This is a genomic window from Ruegeria sp. MALMAid1280 (assembly GCF_049195285.1).
Taxonomy (GTDB): domain Bacteria; phylum Pseudomonadota; class Alphaproteobacteria; order Rhodobacterales; family Rhodobacteraceae; genus Ruegeria.
Map to the genome: position 1 here is coordinate 1,120,817 of NZ_JBMIRT010000059.1, position 17,990 is coordinate 1,138,806.

Sequence of the window (17,990 nt, forward strand, 5' to 3'; positions counted from 1 at the left end):
GGGGCAAAATGACGTCAGCAAACGAAGAACAGGCCGAATACTGGGGTCAATCTGAAAACGGCACCAAATGGTTGACCTACGAAGATCAGCTGGACCATGCCTTTGCGCCTGTTCTGAATCTGGTTCTGAACCGGGCTGAGTTGTCTGCGGGAATGAAAGTTTTGGATATCGGTTGCGGCACGGGTGTCAGCACCCTTGCCGCGGCCCGCCGTGTCGGGCCGGATGGGCAGGTACTGGCCGCCGATATCTCTCAACCCTTTCTGGATCGGGCCACAGCGCGCGCTTTGGAAAACGGGCTGGACAACATTCAGTTCCAGTATGCCGATGCACAGACCTTTGCGTTTGAACCCGATCTCATGGATGCCGCGATCTCACGGTTCGGCGTAATGTTCTTCAGCGATTCCGTCGCCGCTTTTGCCAATATTGCCAAAGCGTTAAAGCCCGGCGCACAGATGACTTTCGCAGCTTGGGCCCCTCTGGACGTGAACCCCTGGTTTCGGGTTCCCCATATTGCCGCCGTCAAACGATTGGGGCATCCTCCGCGCGTGGACCGCTATGCGCCCGGCCCCCTTGCGTTCCATGACCTTGACCACGTCACAGGAATGATGGTTCAGGCCGGGTTGTCAGATGTAAAAGCCGAGGCAGTCCCTGTGAAACTACAAGGCGTCAACGGCGTTGAGGGTACAGCCGCGCTGTGTACACGCGTCGGACCGGCTGCTCGGGTCATTGCATATTTTGACGGGGATGAGCGGGACGTGCAGGCCATTCAGAAAGACGTCACGACCGAGTTTCAGCACCTGCAAAACGGAACGAAACCCCACATTCCTGCGGTCATCAACCTGTTTCAGGCCCGTCGATCCGAGTGACTGGAGCGGGTAGCGGGAATCGAACCCGCGCGTTCAGCTTGGGAAGCTGACAGGCTACCATTACATCATACCCGCCGCGTAGCGCTGGATAGCACCGCCCGCCGAGCGACTTCAAGCGCCTTTCCCGGGTGTTCGGCAATTACTCTGTCCGGGCGCGCAGGCTGTCGATCAGGGACTGGTCCACGTCCAGCGCTTCGCAAGCTGCATCAAGGGTTCGCCTGTCCAGATGCTGCGGGCTCAGGTCGATGTCCTTGGAGAATGCATCAACAATCGCGCGCATCGCGCTTATTCTTGCGTATTTCTTGTTATTTGCTGGAATGACATGCCAAGGCGCAATTTCGGTCGAGGTTCGCGCCAGCATCTCTTCCACAGCCACTTCTGCCTCTGCCCAGCGTTCGCGGTTACGGAAATCCTCATAGGTCAGTTTCCACCGTTTCATCGGGTTGCGCAGGCGCTCCGTGAAACGCGCCATCTGTTCGTCCGGAGAGATGTGGAAAAACAGTTTTACGATCCGGGTGCCGTCATCGGCCAGCATTCGTTCGAAATCGTTGATTTCGCGATACCCGGCCCGCCAACGCTCTTCCGGTGTGAGCTTTTCAAGCCGCTCGACCAGAACGCGGCCGTACCAGCTGCGGTCGAAGGCCGAGATGGCACCTTCGGGCGGCAGTCTTTCCCAGAACCGCAGCAGGTAGTGGCGATTCAGGTAGTAGTTGCGTGGTGCGCCAATCGGCCAGACCTTGAAACTGCGCGGGTCCAGCGCCTGACTGATCCGGCGGATCGTGCCGCCCTTGCCTGCTGCGTCCCAGCCCTCAAAAACAAGCACGCCTTTCACGCCATGAAACAGGAACGCCTGTTGGATCAACGCAAGTTGCGCCTGAAGATTGACGAGTTCTTCGAAATATTCCCTCTTGCTCAGGCGCTTGCTCAGGTCGACATCCGCCAGTTTCGGTGGGTAATGCTTGCTCATGAAAACACCTGATTTTGTTGCGGGGGTCGTACCATTGTCGCAAGCCGGTCGATACCGGGCATTGATCAGGGTCAAACGAAAAAGGCCGGACGCGATGCCCGGCCTTTGATCATACTGTTGCTGAAATCAAGCGCGACGGCGACGGCCACCGCCGCGACGACCGCCTGCGGCACCGGCGATCTCTTCCGGCGATTTGTTGAACTTGATCCACGCACCACCATGCGGGTCATTGTTGGTCAGCAGGTTGGCCGCACGGATGGCTTCCATTTCCTTGCCTGCGCGCGGCAGGGTCGAGCCCAGACCGAACAGCTGGCAGAAGGTTTCATCATCCATATCCGCAGGCAGAACGATGCCTTTTGCTTCAACTTCAGCCTTCTTTTCTGCCAGTTTCTTGGGACCAACTGGCAGGGCCACCGGGTTCATAATCGCCGAAGTCATGCCAGCGCCCATTGCCATCGGCAGGAAGGCGTTGTTGATGCCGTGGCGGTTTGGCAGACCGAACGAGATGTTGGACGCACCACAGGTGGTGTTCACGCCCAGTTCCTCGCGCAGACGACGGACCAGAGCAAACACTTGCTGGCCAGCCGTTGCCATCGCACCAATCGGCATCACCAGCGGGTCAACCACGATGTCATGGGCGGGGATACCGAAGTCGGCGGCGCGTTCCACGATCTTCTTGGCCACGTCAAACCGCACATCGGGGTCTTCGGAAATCCCGGTGTCGTCGTTCGAGATCGCCACAACAGGAACGTTGTATTTTTTAACCAGCGGCAGAACCAGTTCCAGACGCTCTTCTTCACCGGTGACCGAGTTCAGCAGCGGACGGCCTTCCGCCGCCTCAAGACCGGCTTCCAGAGCACCCGGAACCGAGCTGTCGATGCACAGCGGCACGTCGACCAGACCCTGAACCAGCTCGACGATCTTGGTCATCAGCGGCGGCTCGGTCTCGTTCGGGTTGGGGTTCGAGTTGTAGACAACGCCCGCGTTGATATCCAGGACGGTCGCGCCTGCAGCGACCTGCGCGATGGCGTCTTTCTCGACGGTCGAGAAATCGCCTGCTTCCAGTTCAGCGGCCAGTTTCTTGCGGCCCGTGGGGTTAATCCGCTCACCGATCACGCAGAACGGTTCGTCAAAGCCCAGAACGGCTGTTTTTGTTTTTGATTCTACGACTGTACGGGTCATGTCCGTTCCTTAGGAGTTTACAGGCTTTGCCGAGGCGCCGCCGTTATTGATTGCCCAATTGGCGTTGGTCTTGATACCGCCAAGAGGGAAGAAATGCACGTTGGTGATGTTGAAGTCCGGGTTGGCCGCCTTGTGGTTGGCCAGTTCAGTCAGAACATCGGTCGGCTCGTAAGGCAGCAGCAGCTTGGACACGTCCATGGCGCGTTTCTGCAGAACTTTCAGCGACGGGCCAACACCACAGGCGATAGCGAATTTGATCAGGGTCTGCAGCTTGGCCGGGCCCGCGATACCGATATGGATCGGCAGATCGACGCCCGCTTCTTTCAGACCGTCTGCCCATGCGATGATCGGCTTGGCGTCAAACGCGAACTGGGTCGCCAGCGCCATTTCCGCATCGGTGGTTTCCGAGAATTTCTGTTTCCAGCGCAGCGCGTCGTCAACATTTTTGGTCGAACCGTCCGGATCGATGTCCTTGTTCCCCTCGGGGTGACCGGCAACGTGCAGACGCTTGAAGCCCGCCTTGTCGAACAGACCGCTTTCCAGCAACTGCATCGAGCTGTCGAAATCACCGTGCGGCTTTGCAACACCACCAGCCAGCAGCAGTGCCTGATCAACGCCTGCTTCGCCCTGATACATCGAGATCCAGTTCTCCAGGGTGGCGGCATCCTTGATGATCCGTGCCGGGAAGTGCGGCATGACCGGATAGCCCTCGGCCGCGATCCGCTTGGCGGTGTTGACCATGTCCTCGATCGGGGTGCCCTCGATATGGGCGATGTAGACGCGAGTGCCTTCGGGAAGCAGCGCCCGGAAATCCTCGACCTTTTCGGCGGTGCGCGGCATCACCTCGATCGAATAACCCTGCAGGAAGGCTTCGACAGTTGGGTTCACCGGGGCCTTTTCGGCCGCATCACGTTTCTTGAAGTTCAGCAAAGCCATAGCGGCCTCCCATAAAGATTTCGGGCTCATGCCCAACCGTCATTTGCGATCAGCGCCTTGATGCGGTCCTGATCGTATTCAGTTTCCAGACGCACGGCTTCGGCTTCTGCAATCTCGGACGGGTCGCCCTCAACCACGAAAGGGTCAGCTTTGCGCCATTCGGCCAGGTAGGCATCACTGTCCTTGGCGTTCACCTTCATGGCAGCACGGTCGATGGCTTGTTCGAACCGCTCCTCCAACTGCCGCTTTGCGCCACGACGGCCTTTTCCGACGATAACTTGGGCGGGAATGTCGCGCCAATATACGATGGTGACGTCAGGCATTGCCTTTGATTCCTCCTAACCAGATGGGCAGTTTCTAAACTTCTATACGGGCTCAGGTCGGTCGGTTTTCGACACAAGGCGTATTTCAAGCGACCTTTTTTGCCCACGACGGGATACAGGGCTTGTACTGAATTCTAACGCAAACGCGCACATCAAAATACTCATCACTTTAATGAGCGTCTTGCACGAAACAATTGCCCGACCTATGGTCAGGGTAACTCGAAAATCGGAGGGCGTTTAAGATGGCGCCCAAGCGTCCCAAAGGTGCGGGCGCGTTCCCGAAGGCGGTCGAAAGCCCCGCGCCGGCAATACCCGATCCAGATGCGTTATATGCGGCGCTGGATCTGGGAACAAATAGCTGCCGCATGTTGATAGCCCAGCCCAAGGGCAGCGGGTTTCATGTGGTGGACAGCTTCTCCAAATCCGTGCAGTTGGGCGCGGGTCTGGAACGGACCGGACGGCTGTCGCGGTCCTCGATGGCGCGTACCATTCAGGCGCTGCGCATCTGTCAGCAAAAGCTGAAACGCAACAAGGTCAGACGGATGCGGCTGGTCGCAACCGAGGCCTGTCGGCGCGCGAAGAACTCACGCGATTTCATCCGGCAGGTGAGGCGCGAAACCGGACTGACGCTTGAGATCATCCAGCCCGAGGAAGAGGCGCGTCTGGCCGTGATCTCTTGCGCGCCGCTGGTGTCGACCAAGACCGAACAATTGCTGGTCGTCGATATCGGCGGTGGCTCGACCGAGTTGGTGTGGATCGACATCTCATCGGTGCCGCGCCGTGACCGCCCCGCCGCGATCATGCGTCTGCACAACGGGTTTCACACCGCCGAGAGCCCCTTTCCCGCAGCCAAGGTGGTGGACTGGATCAGCGTACCGCTGGGCGTCGCCACGCTGCGCGATCAGTTCCACGATGTCGAGGACGACTCGGCCCGGTTTGCGCTGATGAGCTGGTTTTTCGAAGAAAACCTGGCTGATTTCGCCCCCTACAAGGACGAACAGGCCCGCGAAGGATTTCAGATCGTGGGCACCAGCGGCACCGTGACGACCGTTGCCGCCTCGCATCTGGGGCTGAAACGCTATGACCGGACCAAAGTGGACGGTCTGCGTATGACCAGCGATCAGATTGACAAAGTCATACGAGGATACTTAGAACTCGGCCCACTGGGGCGGCGGCGCGATCCGCGGATCGGCGATGACCGGCAGGCCCTGATCATGTCCGGCTCAGCCATTTTGCAGGCATTGCTCCGCTGCTGGCCCACCGACCGCCTCTCCGTGGCGGACCGGGGGCTGCGCGAAGGTCTGCTTTATGCGCAGATGAGCGCGGACGGGGTATTGGAAGACGGACCGTTCTGATGGCGAAGACACCGAGTGGAAAAAACAATTCAGGCCGTGGACAACGCGACCTGAAGGTCAAGGTCAAGACAGCGCGCGGGCGCAAGCTCAGCTCGACCCGCTGGCTTGAGCGGCAGTTGAATGACCCTTATGTGAAACGTGCGCAGGTCGAAGGGTACCGCGGGCGCGCGGCATTTAAGATACTGGAACTGGACGATAAATTCCGCTTCCTCGTTCCCGGTGCGCGGGTGGTTGATCTGGGCTGTGCGCCGGGTGGCTGGCTGCAGGTGGCCGTCAAACGCGTCAATGCTCTGGGTGAGAAGTCGGGCAAACGGGTCGGCACGGTTCTGGGTGTGGACCTGCAAGAGGTGGAACCCGTCGCCGGTGCCGAAGCGCATGTGCTGGACTTCATGGAAGACGACGCCGATGTGAAGGTCAAAGACTGGTTGGGCGGTAAAGCCGACGTGGTCATGTCCGACATGGCGGCGGCCTCATCGGGGCATAAACAGACCGACCATTTGCGGATCATGGCCTTGTGCGAAACAGCGGCCTATTTCGCCTTTGACGTTCTGGAAGTAGGCGGCACCTTTGTCGCCAAGGTTCTGGCCGGAGGCGCCGAGGGCGATCTGCAAAAGCTGTTGAAGCAGAAATTCGACAAGGTGGCCAACGTCAAACCGCCTGCGTCCCGCTCCGACAGTTCCGAGAAATTTGTGGTCGCCACAGGGTTCAGGGGCTGACCTAATCCTTGATCCAGAATCGGTCACAGGTCAGAAACTGTTCGCGCAGGGACGCGGCAGCGGTTTTTTGCAACAACAGCGCCTGACCGTGGTCGATGTATTCCGGTTTTCTGGCCTGCAGATCAGCGACCCTTTGGTCCGGGGACACAGGGTTTTGCAACTGAGATGTATGGACCGGCTTATCCGGCATGGATCACCTATGGGCATGGCAGGGTTTCTGCACTGCTCATGGTTAACGCCCAAATTTGCCGGGATCGTGGCCTAAACCGGGCCAAGCGGTGCCGGTTCACGGGGCCAACTGCGTCCTGAGTTGCAGCAGCCCCGGATCGTCCGGCAGCACCCTCAACCCCTCTTGCAGCACGCCCCTCGCGGCATCCGGGCCCCGGTTGATCTGTGCCAGTTGCACCAACATGGGCCAGGCCTCGGTCCGTTGCGGGTCCAGGGTAACGACCTCTCGAAAGGCGCGCTCGGCGGCCGGGGCGTTGCGGAAGGTCAGGGCCATGCCCCCCAAAACAAGGTGGGTTTCAGGAAAATCCAGACGGTTCGCGATCGCACCCTGCCATTCCTCCATTCCCTGCGCCACCTTCTCCTGCTGTTCCGGGGTCAGGGCTTGACCGGGTATGTTCAGAAATTCTTTGGCGGCCGAGATGCGTACGTTACGCAATGGATCGGACAGCAAGGGTTCCAGCCGCTGAACCTGATCCGGCAGGGCGGCCTGACGTTGCAGCACCATCGCATTCGCGCGCACCAGCGGGTCGGTGTCAGATAACAAAGACGCCGTCTTTTCCGCAACATCTGCCGAGCCGAAGGATTGCAGCAGATAAGCCGCCGTGGCGCGAACAATGCCCGGCTGGGCAGTGTCAGTCGCTATCCCCAGCAACGCACCCGGCGCATCGGCGCGCCCGTCCAGAGCCGCCTGAAACGTGGTCCCATAATGCGGCCCGCGGTGGGTGGATGCCGGAAACCATTCCTCGATCTGCTGCGCGGCCCAGGCCTGATCCTCGGCCTGATGGCAATCGGTGCAGGCATCTTGACCCAACCCAAGATCGGGGCGCGGGATGCGAAAGCTATGATCGCGCCGCCCGTCGACACCCATATAGACACGCTCGATCATGTGGCAGGACTTGCACTGAGCGCCTGCGCTGTCCTCGGAGTGATGATGATGCGCGGACGTGTCGTATTCTTTGGTGGTCAGCGTTGGAAATTCAGGATTGCCCACCGGTGAGTGGCATTGCGTGCAGATGCTATTTCCGTCGGCCTTCAACTCGGCACTGTGCGGGTCATGGCAGTTCATGCACCCGACGCCCTGCGCGTACATCTTGGATTGCAGGAATGAACCGTAGACATAAACCTCGTCCAAAATCTGGCCGTCCGAATGATAAAGGCCGGGACGCAGCACCGCCAGATTATAGGCGTCGTGATAAGGCGTTCCGGGGATCGGGTTGCCGTCGCCATGCGCCTCACGCCGGGAATGGCATCCGGCGCATTGTTGGATTTCAACCTCGGTCCGGCCCCTGCCCCAGTTCATGGTGAAACCGAATTCATTCAGATCGCCGGCGAGAGTCTGGCCCTGCGTCCAGTCGATATGTGCCGATCCGGGACCGTGGCAGGCCTCGCACCCGACCCCGATCTCGGACTGCGTTGAATCATAGCTGCGGGTCTGCACCTCGTAGTTCTTTTCATAGCCCGTTGCGTGGCATTCGGCACACCGGGCGTTCCAGTTCTTATAGGGGCCAGTCCAGTGCAGCCCATCATCGGGCGGCAGGTCCTGATCGGGATAGAGGTGGAACCACTGTCGGGGCCCAGTATCCCAGACGACATCGAAACTCTGTAACCGGCCGGGTTCGGTTTCGAACAGGAATTGCTGCAAGGGCGCGATCCCCACGACCGAATGCACGCCATATTCAGTTGTGACGCCGTCCTTTTCGGTCACGTTGGCCCGCAATCCATCGCTGCTTGTGCTGAATTCGACCGCCATGCCGTCGTGGTCAAACCGGGCGCCGTCAAAATCTGCCGCCACATGCCTGGCCTCAACCTCAGTCCAGGCCAGCGCGTGATGGGAAGCCGCCCACGCTTCGGCCTCGACGGTGTGGCATTCGACGCATCGGCCCGAGCCGACATAATCCGGCTCCTGGGCAAATGCGACAGCTGGCAGAAACATCCAGAAAAGAAACGCAGCCCTCACGTTTCAAACCCGTCAGCATCGTTCTGCAGGTCCATCAGCGCCCCGTTATATTCGGCCCCAAGGATCAGGATCGCCGCGCAGAGATACAGAAAGATCAGAGCCGCCATCGCTCCGGCCAAACCCGCATAGGTGGCGCTGTACGAGGCAAACTGCGCAATATAGACAGAAAAACCCCATCCTCCTGCTGCCCACAACGCCAGCGTCAACAGTACGCCGGGCAGAATCTGCCGCAGTTTGTGACGGCCGGTCGGCAGGATCAGATGTGCCAGCACCACGACACCCACCGGCACACCTACTGTGAAGGTCCAGCGCAGCCGATCCACCGACAGCCAATCGGACACGTTCACATCGGTCTTTTCCGAAACCAACCGGGTGTAGACCGGCAGGACGACCTCGACCGCGGCAATGATCATGATGGTTATGCCCCCGACGACCACCAAACCCAGACAAAGCAACCGGGTTTTCCAGAACGGCCAGCTGTCGTGATCGTGGTAGGCCTGGTTCATCGCCTTGCGCACGGCCAATACCCCGTTCGAAGCAAAAAACACCGCCAGCAAACCGCCCAACGTGATCACGCCCGAGCCGGACTCGGCCAGAACCGAGCGCAGCTCGGCCACGATCGGCCCGGCCACATCCTTGGGCCATGCGCCAAAAATCAACTCGATCAATTCGTTGGTAACATAGTCCTGCGACAGTGACCCAGCCAGCGCCACGGTGAACAGCGCAAAGGGAAACAGCGCCAGCATCAGGGACATGGCGACGTGGCTGCTCATGACAAAGCCGTTCTTGGCGTCGAAACGGGTCACCGCCACCCAGAGCGCCTGAACGGGCCGGCCAAAGAAGGGAATCACGCGGGCATTCATCCCTAAAGCCTAACCTGCCTGTCCCAACCACAGAACCGGCAAATCCGTCTGCGGCGCAAATAATCTCTGACAAACATCTGGGCGCATTGCATAATCCGGCCCCGCTGTGCAGGATCGGATACAAGCGCAATTCTCAGGATGAGCCAACGCATGACACCGGACCAGAACGATACCGTGACGCCGACAAAGCTCAAGCTGTCCGTTGTTCGGGATGTGTCGATTGTGACGACACTTGTTGTTCTGGGCCTATACGCCGGGGCCGCGTTTCTGATCCCGTTGACGATGGCCCTGCTGATCAATGTCCTGATCATCGCGCTTAGCGACAGGATCATCGCCCTGACCCGGATGCCGGTGTGGCTGGCCAATGTTGCGGGGGTCACTGTGGTTTTGGCCGGCTTGTTCGTGATCATGTATATTCTGGGCAGTCAGGCGACCCAGTTTGCCCGCACGATCGGCACTTATGAAAGCCAGTTCGATGCCGCAGTCAATCGCGTCACCGGTTTGGTGGGCAATGACGTGACCAAGTTCATCCGCGATAACCTGATCAATATCGACATGTCCTATGTCGCACGTATCCTTCTGGGCAGCGCCACGTCATTGCTGAACCAGTTCTTTCTGATCAGCCTCTATGTCGCCTTCCTGATGGCCGAGCGTCTGGCCTTTCGCAAAAAGATCCAGCTGGCCGCCGGTGACCCGAAAACTGGCATTGAGTTCGCCTCGATCCTGGATGCGATCACGTTCAGCCTGCAACGCTATGTCGGGGTGAAAACCCTGATCAGCCTGATCACGGCGGGCATCAGCTATTCGGTGTTCAAGCTGCTGGGGCTGGAGTTTGCCGAAACCTGGGCCGTGCTGACCTTTGCGCTGAACTTCATTCCGTCCATCGGGTCGATCATCGCGGTGATCTTCCCGTCAATGATTGCGCTGGTTCAGTTCGACAGCATCGGCCCGTTCCTGATCATCGTGCTGGGCTGCGGCACCATCCAATTCCTGATCGGCAATTTCCTGGACCCCGCCCTGTTGGGCCGGTCGCTGAACATGTCCACCTTTCTGGTCATTCTGGCGCTGATGTTCTGGACCACAATCTGGGGCCTGATCGGAGCTTTCCTGAGCGTCCCCCTGACCGTGTGCATCCTGATCGTCTTCAGCCATATTCCCGCCCTGCGCCCGGTTGCGATCCTGATGTCGCTGGACGGCAGGTTGGGCGAGGAAAACAGCCCGCGCACAGTACGCTAGACGATGCAGCGCCCCCTGTTCATCGGATCGGAAATCTACCGCAACTCGACCTATGGCTCGAAACACCCTCTAGCCATTCCGCGTGTTTCTACCGTCATTGATCTGTGCCGGGCCCAGGGGTGGCTGTCGTCAACGAACTATCGCGTCAGCCCCTGCGCGAAACCCTCGGCTTTGGAGGCATTTCACACACCGGACTATATCGCGGCCCTGCAACAGGCCGAGAGGGATCAGGCAGTGTCCGACGAGACACGAGAGAAATACGCGCTGGGCACCCTGTCGAACCCCGTATTCCCCGAGATGTATCGCCGCCCGGCCACGGCCGCCGGTGGATCGATGCTGGGGGCAGAGTTGATCCGGGATGGCGGAATTGTCTTTAACCCCGCAGGTGGCACGCATCATGGGCTTGCCAACCGGGCAAACGGCTTTTGCTATCTGAACGATCCGGTGTTGGCGATCCTGACCCTGCTGAATGCCGGCCTCGACCGGATCGTTTATGTGGATATCGACGCCCATCACTGCGATGGCGTCGAGGCCGCCTTCCGAGGGTCAACAAAGGTGCGGATGATCTCGATGCACGAAGGGTCCCGCTGGCCGTTCAGCGGCACTCTGGACGACGATGCGGGCGGGGCGGCATTCAACCTTCCTGTTGCGCGCAACCTCAATGATGATGAGTTCATCGCCATCCTCGACCAGTTGATCCTGCCCGCGACCGCCTCCTTTGACCCGCAGGCCATTGTTTTGCAATGCGGCGCGGATGCGGTGGCCGAGGACCCGCTGTCCCGGCTGACCCTGTCCAACAACGCTCATTGGCGTGCGGTGGCCTCTCTGCGCGATATGGCCCCCCGTCTGCTGGTTCTGGGAGGTGGCGGCTATAACCCTTGGTCCGTCGCGCGGCTGTGGACCGGCGTTTGGGCGACTTTGAACAAGACCGCCATACCCGACCTGTTGAATGACAAGGCGCAATCGGTGCTTGAGGACCTGACATGGAACCGCGCGGCCGGAAAACAACCGCCCCGTCACTGGCTCGTAACGCTGCGCGATGCCCCGAACCACGGGGAGATTCGCCCAGAACTGCGCGCCGATCTGCACCATATCGCGGAACGGATTTCATAGTGGATCGGACGCGGCAAGGCTGTTAACGTCCGATCATTACTGCACATTCCATCTCATCTCGCCCCGGCGCACCCCGCCAAGTCCTTCCCGACGTCCGGCCACGATTGGACCAAACAGATGAATGCACTTAATCAGATACTTGATCTTAAAGCTCGCATGGGTCAGGCGATTATCGGCCAGACCGAGGTGATCGACCGGCTGCTCATCGGATTGTTGGCTAACGGCAATCTGCTGATCGAGGGCCTGCCCGGTCTGGCAAAAACCCGTGCCGTCAAGGCCATGGCGCGCAATCTGGACGCCAGCTTCAGCCGGATACAATTCACGCCCGACCTGCTGCCCTCGGACGTCACCGGAACCGAAGTATTCCAGCAAACCGGCGACGGCGGCACCTTTCGGTTTGACCCCGGCCCGATCTTTGCCAACCTCGTTTTGGCCGACGAGATCAACCGCGCACCGGCCAAGGTTCAGGCTGCGTTGCTGGAAGCGATGGAGGAACGGCAGGTCACCGTTTCAGGCACAACGCATAAGATGGAGCCGCTGTTCATCGTGATGGCTACCCAGAACCCGATCGAACAAGAGGGCACCTACCCCTTGCCCGAGGCGCAGATGGACCGGTTTCTGATGCATGTGCAGATCACCTACCCTCCGGTCGAAGATGAGGTTGAAGTGATCCGTCTGGTGCGCGGCGAGGACATCGCCGCAGGGTCCGGCGCGGCGGGCGTTATGCCGACACCAATCCCGCAGGACGCTGTGTTTCAGGCCCGATCTGAGATCGGACAGATCCACGTTTCCGACGCTATGGACCGATATATGGCAGACCTCGTGCAAGCCACCAGAACGCCCGGGAAATACAGCAAAGAGCTTGCCAGTTGGATTGAAATCGGTGCCAGCCCGCGCGCATCGCTGGCGCTGGACAAATGCGGGCGGACCTACGCCTGGATGAATGAGCGCGATTACGTTGACCCGGCGGATGTACGCGCCATCGCCCATGACGTTTTTCGCCACCGCATCACGCTTAGTTTCGAAGCACAGGGCGGCGCCAAATCGGCGGATGATGTGATTGCGGAAATCCTGCGCCTTGTCGCGCTGCCCTGAGTATTCGGAAAGAGAGCCCCGTGGCCCACACCGCCACATATCCCAGCGACCCGCGCATCCATGTAGATGCGGACCATCTGCTGCGGTTGGGCGCCCGGTCGCGCACAATCAGCCTGTTGCCGCGTCAACCAGCGCGCTCGATCCTCAATGGTCGTCACGCCTCGCGCCTGCGTGGGCGCGGTTTGAACTTTGAGGAACTACGAACCTATCTGCCCAGTGATGACATCCGGACAATCGACTGGAAAGTGACCGCACGCACCGGAAAACCCCATGTTAGGGTCTATACCGAAGAACGGGACCGCCCTGCCCTCCTGCTGGTCGATCAGCGCGTTTCGATGTTTTTCGGCACCGAGGTTTACATGAAATCGGTCATCGCGGCCGAAGCGGCCGCAATCGCCGCCCATCGCGTTCTGGGCCAAGGCGACCGTGTTGGCGGGATTGTCTTTGGCGACACCGATCTGGCCGAACATCGCCCCCAACGCCGCCCGGCCGCTCTGAAACGGTTCCTGTCCTCGGTCGCCACGCTCAATTGCAAGCTGAACGCCACGCTACGCCCCGAGCCGACCGTTTTACTGAACGACGTCCTGAAACAGGCGGCCCAGATCGCGCATACCAACGCTCTTATATGCGTGTTCTCGGACTTTGACGGCCTGAATGAGACCTCGGAAAACCTGCTGAGACGCCTTGCGCAGTCAAACGATCTGATTTTGTTTAACATTTCCGACCCCAGCTCGCGCGAACTGATCCCGGGGCTGCGTATGACCCTCTCGGATGGAGACGCGCAGATCGAACTCGACAGTACCGAACCTGGTGTGTCGGAACGCATTCAAGCGGCATTGGAAAACAGGCTGGCGCAGCTCGGACAATGGTCAAACCGCTATGGCTTTCCGATCGTGCCGCTGACCACCGCGGAACCGGCCCTGGATCAACTACTTCGGCAATTCGGTCATCGCGGAGGGCGAAGATGAGCGTCGATGTCGAAAGGAAATCGCTTGTCGAGTTGCTGGACATGCTCGAACCCGCCCCAGCGCATGCGCCGATACCTATGACCCCGCAGACTTGGGGATGGGCAGTGTTGGCTTTGCTGGTGGCGACAGCGGTTTGTTGCGGAGTATATTTGTACCGACGTCACCGCAAAGCGAATGCGTACCGCCGTTGCGCGCTTGCTGACCTGCAAGCCGCCGACAATGATGTCGCCAAGATCGCGGAAGTCCTACGACGCACTGCACTGGCTGCTTTTCCACGTGATCAGGTGGCTGGTCTTCATGGTACGGATTGGATTATATTTCTCAAGCAAACGGCTGAAAACATTTCTATTTCTCCAGTCGACGCGCGAGCCTTGCTTGAGGCGCCCTACAGATCTAGCCCCCGCAATCCAAATGTTGCCAATTTCGCGAGCGACTGGATCAGAACCCACAAAGCTCAGAGGGCGCAAATATGATCTCCTTTGCTGCACCCTGGGCCTTTCTGCTTCTGCCGCTGCCAGTACTGGTCTACAGGTTCGCACCACCGCATCGCGAAAAATCCAGCTCGATCCGCATTCCCTTCTTCCGGCATGTCGCCAAGGCAGCAGGCATTGAACCCAAATCCGGCTCGATCATCCCGCATCGACCAACGTTGCAAACCGTTGTGGTTGTTCTGATCTGGCTGGTGCTGGTGACAGCGCTGGCCCGCCCGGAAAAACTGGCAGACCCGATCGTGATCGAGAAATCCGCCCGAGATGTGGTGTTGGCGCTCGATATCTCAGGGTCGATGGATCAACGCGATTTTCAATCCACCGACGGCGCACCCAAACAACGGTTGGCGGCGGTCAAGGACGTGATGCGCACCTTCATTGCTGAACGTCAGGGCGACCGGATGGCATTGATCATCTTTGGCACCCGCGCCTTTGTCCAAGCGCCGTTCACCGAAGACTTGAATAGTTTAAATGGGTTCCTGGATCAAACTCAAGTTGGAATGGCAGGTCCGAACACCGCCCTGGGCGATGCAATCGGCCTTGGTATCCGCACCTTTGAGTCCAGCGAAGTGGATCAACGCCTGATGATCGTCCTCAGCGACGGCGCCGATACTTCCAGCCGCATGACACCCGTCAACGCCTCCGCCATCGCGGCTGAGAAACGTGTCGCCATCTACACTATCGGGGTCGGCGATCCCAATGCATCCGGCGAGGATCGCGTGGATTTGGACGCCTTAAAGGCCATCGCAGAACGTACCGGTGGGCAGTATTTCTTTGCCAGCAACGAGGCCGCGCTGGCCCAGACCTACCAGCGCATTGATGAGCAAAATCCCAGAATTGTTGAGACCCAAAGCTATCGGCCGCGAGAAAGCCTTGCGCACTATCCATTGTTGGCCGCCCTGTTGCTGATGTTGGGCAGCTCTTCCGGTCTATACATCGCGCGGCGTCGGAGGGGGCATTCATGATCGGCGCCTTGGCGGAATTTCATTTATTGAGAGTAACTTATCTGCTTTTCCTGATACCGATTGCAGGCCTCTGGTGGGTCGCGCGCCCAAAACGTTTGGGACGTTCCGATCTGCCATCCGGAGTGGCTCCGCACCTCGCTGCTGCTCTGCTATTGGACGCTCAGGAAAAGCGGCGCATCTATCCCATTGACGTCGCCATGATCGCCTCGGCCTTGGTCGCTGTCGCCGCAGCCGGGCCAACGTGGTCACGGGCCCAGAACCCGCTTGTGGCGGACACTGCCCCTCTGGTGATTGCCCTGAAGGTCACCAAGAGCATGGAGAACCCAGACTTGGCCCCGTCACGGCTGGAGCGTGCAAAGTTCAAGATCACCGACCTTATCAACGCCCGGTCCGGCGCAAGAACGGCGCTGATTGCTTATGCCGGGTCGCCGCATCGCGTAGCCCCCCTGACCGAAGACGCAAATATCCTGCGCCCGCTGCTGGAGGGGCTGACCCCGGCCGTGATGCCCAAGCAAGGGGATGCCGCCAGTGATGCGCTGACGCTCGCGCATAGCATTTTAAGCGAAAGTGACACTCCGGGGGCTGTCCTGTTTGTGCTGGACGATCTCGACCCATCGCAGCTTGCAGAGTTTCGGACCGCAAAGACGCGGGTTTTCTTTCTGACCATGCTCCCCGACGGTGGCGAGATTGTGCAGTTGCGTAATCTGAAGAACGCCGTCGTGGTTCCGTTTTCCACTGATGACAGGGATATCGCTCGGTTGCGGCGGCAAATCCAAACAGCTTACGTGGATGCGTTGGATGAAGATGATCGTCTGGATTGGCAGGATCAAGGCTGGATGTTGGCATGGCCTGCGGCGCTGCTGTCGCTGCTCTGGTTCCGGCGCGGCTGGGTGATCCGGTGGGCATTGTTGGGGTTGTTCCTGATACAGCCCGTAGGCCCCGCGCGTGCAGATGGTTGGCGCGATTGGTTCCTGACCCCGGATCAACAGGGGCAAATTGCAATGAACCAAAAACGCTATGCGGACGCCGCCGAGTTGTTTGAGGACCCTTATTACGAAGGCTACGCGAGATTGAAAGCAGGCCAATATCCCGAGGCCGCAGCCATCTTCGCTGAACTGGCCACGGCAGAGGCCGCTTTTGCAGAGGGCATGGCTCGTATTCGCAACCGGGAATACCGACCCGCCATATTGGCCTTTGAAACCGCCCTAGAACGCCGCCCTAACTGGCCGGAAGCAAAGCATAATCTTGAGGTCGCCAACGCCATTCTCGACTATGTCGAAACCACACGGGAACAATCCGATACCGGAGAAGAAGCAGGGATCGGGGCGGATGACACAGTGTTCGACAACGAAGCTGGTCGCGGAGAAAACACAACCCTTCAGGCCTCGACCGACGACGCCAAACCCATGTCAGCGGATCAGTGGATCAGTGCAATTGACACGGACATGCAGGATTACTTGAGAAACCGGTTCCTGCTGGAAAATCAGGTGCAGGAACAATGAGATATTTATCCCTCCTCATGTTCATATTTCTCCCGTGGTTGGCGTTCGCCCAAACCCCGACCACGCCCGAACCACAGGTCACGATTGAAGCGCCAAGTGAGGACGTGATTGTCGGACAATCGGCGATCCTTCGTATCAAGGTTCTGGTGCCGACCTTTATGCCTTCCCCTCCGGTCTTTCCTGCGCTGGAACAGGAAAATCTGCTGGTGCGACTGCCCGAGCGCGCCTCGGGTCCTGTCAGCGAGCCCGTGAACGGCGAGACATGGTCCGGTGTTCAGCGGAGCTATCGCATTTACCCGTTGGTGCCGGGAGTGATTGAGTTTCCCGCCCAGGACATGACGGTCACTTTTGCAGACCCGGAAACGAACAATCCGACCCAGATTTCCGTTCCGCTGCCACCGATCAAGGTGAATTCTGTGATCCCCGATGGCGCGCGCGATTTGAATCCGCTGATCATCGCGACAGGTTTTGACCTGGAACAAGAAATCGAAGGCTCAACCGAAATGCAGGCTGGTGATGCCGTCACACGGCGGTTGACGGCGCGTATTTCAGGCACAAGCCCAATCCTGATACCGCAATTAACCCCAGAAAATCAGGATCCTTTGCTGCGACCTTATCCCAAAGAGCCACGATTCTCAGAAACCGAGGATCGGGGTATCCTTTCCGGCAAACGTATTGATGAAACAGTTTACCTTGCGCAAGGCGGAGGTAAAACTCAGCTACCGTCGATTTCGTTACAATGGTTCAACCTGACGATGAACAGCGTAGAAACCGTGAGTGTCGACGCCGTGGACCTGAGGCTCACCGCGCCGAAATCCGGGCCTCCGTCTGCGGAGACCCTGATCAGGTATCTGTTTTGGGCTGCGGCGATCATTGTGGCCGTGTGGGCCGTAATGCGGTGGTCGAGGCCGCGATATCGAAGGTGGAAGAAAGTGCGTGACCAAGCCTACCACGCTTCGGCGGAATATGCCCTCGTGCAATTGCACAAGGCACTGCAAGATCAGGACCTGTCCGCCGCGTACTCGGCGCTGGAAATCTGGAAGCGGCGTTGTGAAGCCCCGCAAGGGTACGGCGAACTTGAAGCGTGTTTGCTTCAGATTGGTTCCGCACGATATGCAGTTGATAAAGAAAATAAAATCACAGATTGGCGCAATGCCGTTTCCGCGCTGGACACTCTGATGGCCACCCCAAGAAAACGGCCAAATACGCTTCCGCCGCTGAATCCCTGAT

At 59.0% G+C, this 17,990-nt stretch carries 18 protein-coding genes and 1 tRNA gene; 11 read left to right on the top strand and 8 right to left on the bottom strand.

All coding sequences use genetic code 11. The features are described 5' to 3' along the window. The first annotated feature begins 8 nt into the window (after positions 1-8). Positions 9-866: a class I SAM-dependent methyltransferase gene (locus tag ACOQFT_RS22450; protein WP_421600038.1), complete on the top strand. Its 858-nt coding sequence runs from the start codon at positions 9-11 to the stop codon at positions 864-866. A 1-nt stretch (position 867) separates the two neighbouring features. On the opposite strand, the gene ACOQFT_RS22455 is transcribed toward ACOQFT_RS22450, so the two are convergent. From ACOQFT_RS22455 to ACOQFT_RS22475, 5 genes are all read right to left on the bottom strand, one after another. Continuing rightward, positions 868-941: transfer RNA gene (locus tag ACOQFT_RS22455), tRNA-Gly, on the bottom strand. A gap of 64 nt (positions 942-1,005) precedes the next feature. Further along, entirely contained in the window at positions 1,006-1,833 is an 828-nt protein-coding gene (locus tag ACOQFT_RS22460; protein ID WP_421600039.1) for a polyphosphate kinase 2 family protein, read from the bottom strand. A gap of 126 nt (positions 1,834-1,959) precedes the next feature. After that, positions 1,960-3,015, bottom strand: coding sequence for a methyltetrahydrofolate cobalamin methyltransferase (locus ACOQFT_RS22465; protein WP_421600040.1), 1,056 nt, complete (start codon positions 3,013-3,015; stop codon positions 1,960-1,962). A gap of 9 nt (positions 3,016-3,024) precedes the next feature. Beyond that, positions 3,025-3,951, bottom strand: coding sequence for a methylenetetrahydrofolate reductase (locus tag ACOQFT_RS22470; RefSeq protein ID WP_421600041.1), 927 nt, complete (start codon positions 3,949-3,951; stop codon positions 3,025-3,027). 26 nt (positions 3,952-3,977) lie between these two features. After that, the gene (locus ACOQFT_RS22475) at positions 3,978-4,274 is read right to left on the bottom strand and encodes a virulence factor (RefSeq protein WP_421600042.1); all 297 of its coding nucleotides are present in this window, start codon (positions 4,272-4,274) and stop codon (positions 3,978-3,980) included. A gap of 242 nt (positions 4,275-4,516) precedes the next feature. Here ACOQFT_RS22475 and ACOQFT_RS22480 point away from each other — a divergent pair, with 242 nt between their 5' ends. After that, positions 4,517-5,629 (top strand): Ppx/GppA phosphatase family protein, encoded by a 1,113-nt coding sequence (locus ACOQFT_RS22480; protein ID WP_421600043.1) that lies wholly within the window; start codon positions 4,517-4,519, stop codon positions 5,627-5,629. Beyond that, positions 5,629-6,345, top strand: coding sequence for an RlmE family RNA methyltransferase (locus tag ACOQFT_RS22485; RefSeq protein ID WP_421600044.1), 717 nt, complete (start codon positions 5,629-5,631; stop codon positions 6,343-6,345). The genes ACOQFT_RS22480 and ACOQFT_RS22485 overlap by 1 nt, the downstream gene beginning before the upstream one ends. A gap of 1 nt (position 6,346) precedes the next feature. Here the strand turns inward: ACOQFT_RS22485 and ACOQFT_RS22490 are convergent, their stop codons facing one another. The 3 genes from ACOQFT_RS22490 to ACOQFT_RS22500 all read right to left on the bottom strand — a co-directional run bounded on the left by ACOQFT_RS22490 (position 6,347) and on the right by ACOQFT_RS22500 (position 9,393). Continuing rightward, entirely contained in the window at positions 6,347-6,535 is a 189-nt protein-coding gene (locus tag ACOQFT_RS22490; RefSeq protein ID WP_421600045.1) for a hypothetical protein, read from the bottom strand. Between the two features lie 96 nt (positions 6,536-6,631). Continuing rightward, positions 6,632-8,530: a multiheme c-type cytochrome gene (locus tag ACOQFT_RS22495; RefSeq protein WP_421600046.1), complete on the bottom strand. Its 1,899-nt coding sequence runs from the start codon at positions 8,528-8,530 to the stop codon at positions 6,632-6,634. After that, entirely contained in the window at positions 8,527-9,393 is an 867-nt protein-coding gene (locus ACOQFT_RS22500) for a YihY/virulence factor BrkB family protein (RefSeq protein ID WP_421600047.1), read from the bottom strand. The genes ACOQFT_RS22495 and ACOQFT_RS22500 overlap by 4 nt, the downstream gene beginning before the upstream one ends. A 150-nt stretch (positions 9,394-9,543) precedes the next feature. On the opposite strand from ACOQFT_RS22500, the gene ACOQFT_RS22505 reads away from it, so the two are divergent. From ACOQFT_RS22505 to ACOQFT_RS22540, 8 genes are all read left to right on the top strand, one after another. Then, complete coding sequence (locus ACOQFT_RS22505; protein ID WP_421600048.1) at positions 9,544-10,629, top strand: AI-2E family transporter; 1,086 nt, start codon at positions 9,544-9,546, stop codon at positions 10,627-10,629. A 3-nt stretch (positions 10,630-10,632) separates the two neighbouring features. Beyond that, entirely contained in the window at positions 10,633-11,742 is a 1,110-nt protein-coding gene (locus ACOQFT_RS22510; protein ID WP_421600049.1) for an acetoin utilization protein AcuC, read from the top strand. 117 nt (positions 11,743-11,859) lie between these two features. Next, the gene (locus ACOQFT_RS22515; protein WP_421600050.1) at positions 11,860-12,837 is read left to right on the top strand and encodes an AAA family ATPase; all 978 of its coding nucleotides are present in this window, start codon (positions 11,860-11,862) and stop codon (positions 12,835-12,837) included. A 20-nt stretch (positions 12,838-12,857) separates the two neighbouring features. Continuing rightward, entirely contained in the window at positions 12,858-13,805 is a 948-nt protein-coding gene (locus tag ACOQFT_RS22520) for a DUF58 domain-containing protein (protein ID WP_421600051.1), read from the top strand. Further along, positions 13,802-14,278 carry a DUF4381 domain-containing protein gene (locus ACOQFT_RS22525; protein WP_421600052.1) on the top strand — a complete coding sequence of 159 codons (477 nt, stop codon included), beginning with the start codon at positions 13,802-13,804 and terminating at the stop codon, positions 14,276-14,278. The genes ACOQFT_RS22520 and ACOQFT_RS22525 overlap by 4 nt, the downstream gene beginning before the upstream one ends. Further along, the gene (locus ACOQFT_RS22530) at positions 14,275-15,258 is read left to right on the top strand and encodes a VWA domain-containing protein (protein ID WP_421600053.1); all 984 of its coding nucleotides are present in this window, start codon (positions 14,275-14,277) and stop codon (positions 15,256-15,258) included. The genes ACOQFT_RS22525 and ACOQFT_RS22530 overlap by 4 nt, the downstream gene beginning before the upstream one ends. A gap of 122 nt (positions 15,259-15,380) precedes the next feature. Continuing rightward, on the top strand, positions 15,381-16,760 hold the full coding sequence (locus tag ACOQFT_RS22535) for a VWA domain-containing protein (protein WP_421600054.1): 1,380 nt from the start codon (positions 15,381-15,383) through the stop codon (positions 16,758-16,760). Next, positions 16,757-17,989 (top strand): hypothetical protein, encoded by a 1,233-nt coding sequence (locus ACOQFT_RS22540; RefSeq protein ID WP_421600055.1) that lies wholly within the window; start codon positions 16,757-16,759, stop codon positions 17,987-17,989. Before ACOQFT_RS22535 ends, ACOQFT_RS22540 begins: the two co-directional genes overlap by 4 nt. Position 17,990 lies beyond the last annotated feature (1 nt).

What these genes read in the sequence shown, in the direction of transcription:
- ACOQFT_RS22450 (WP_421600038.1), top strand. Translation starts at nt 9, where the DNA reads ATGACGTCAGCAAACGAAGAACAGGCCGAATACTGGGGTCAATCTGAA.
- ACOQFT_RS22460 (WP_421600039.1), bottom strand. Translation starts at nt 1,833, where the DNA reads ATGAGCAAGCATTACCCACCGAAACTGGCGGATGTCGACCTGAGCAAG.
- ACOQFT_RS22465 (WP_421600040.1), bottom strand. Translation starts at nt 3,015, where the DNA reads ATGACCCGTACAGTCGTAGAATCAAAAACAAAAACAGCCGTTCTGGGC.
- ACOQFT_RS22470 (WP_421600041.1), bottom strand. Translation starts at nt 3,951, where the DNA reads ATGGCTTTGCTGAACTTCAAGAAACGTGATGCGGCCGAAAAGGCCCCG.
- ACOQFT_RS22475 (WP_421600042.1), bottom strand. Translation starts at nt 4,274, where the DNA reads ATGCCTGACGTCACCATCGTATATTGGCGCGACATTCCCGCCCAAGTT.
- ACOQFT_RS22480 (WP_421600043.1), top strand. Translation starts at nt 4,517, where the DNA reads ATGGCGCCCAAGCGTCCCAAAGGTGCGGGCGCGTTCCCGAAGGCGGTC.
- ACOQFT_RS22485 (WP_421600044.1), top strand. Translation starts at nt 5,629, where the DNA reads ATGGCGAAGACACCGAGTGGAAAAAACAATTCAGGCCGTGGACAACGC.
- ACOQFT_RS22490 (WP_421600045.1), bottom strand. Translation starts at nt 6,535, where the DNA reads ATGCCGGATAAGCCGGTCCATACATCTCAGTTGCAAAACCCTGTGTCC.
- ACOQFT_RS22500 (WP_421600047.1), bottom strand. Translation starts at nt 9,393, where the DNA reads ATGAATGCCCGCGTGATTCCCTTCTTTGGCCGGCCCGTTCAGGCGCTC.
- ACOQFT_RS22505 (WP_421600048.1), top strand. Translation starts at nt 9,544, where the DNA reads ATGACACCGGACCAGAACGATACCGTGACGCCGACAAAGCTCAAGCTG.
- ACOQFT_RS22510 (WP_421600049.1), top strand. Translation starts at nt 10,633, where the DNA reads ATGCAGCGCCCCCTGTTCATCGGATCGGAAATCTACCGCAACTCGACC.
- ACOQFT_RS22515 (WP_421600050.1), top strand. Translation starts at nt 11,860, where the DNA reads ATGAATGCACTTAATCAGATACTTGATCTTAAAGCTCGCATGGGTCAG.
- ACOQFT_RS22525 (WP_421600052.1), top strand. Translation starts at nt 13,802, where the DNA reads ATGAGCGTCGATGTCGAAAGGAAATCGCTTGTCGAGTTGCTGGACATG.
- ACOQFT_RS22530 (WP_421600053.1), top strand. Translation starts at nt 14,275, where the DNA reads ATGATCTCCTTTGCTGCACCCTGGGCCTTTCTGCTTCTGCCGCTGCCA.
- ACOQFT_RS22540 (WP_421600055.1), top strand. Translation starts at nt 16,757, where the DNA reads ATGAGATATTTATCCCTCCTCATGTTCATATTTCTCCCGTGGTTGGCG.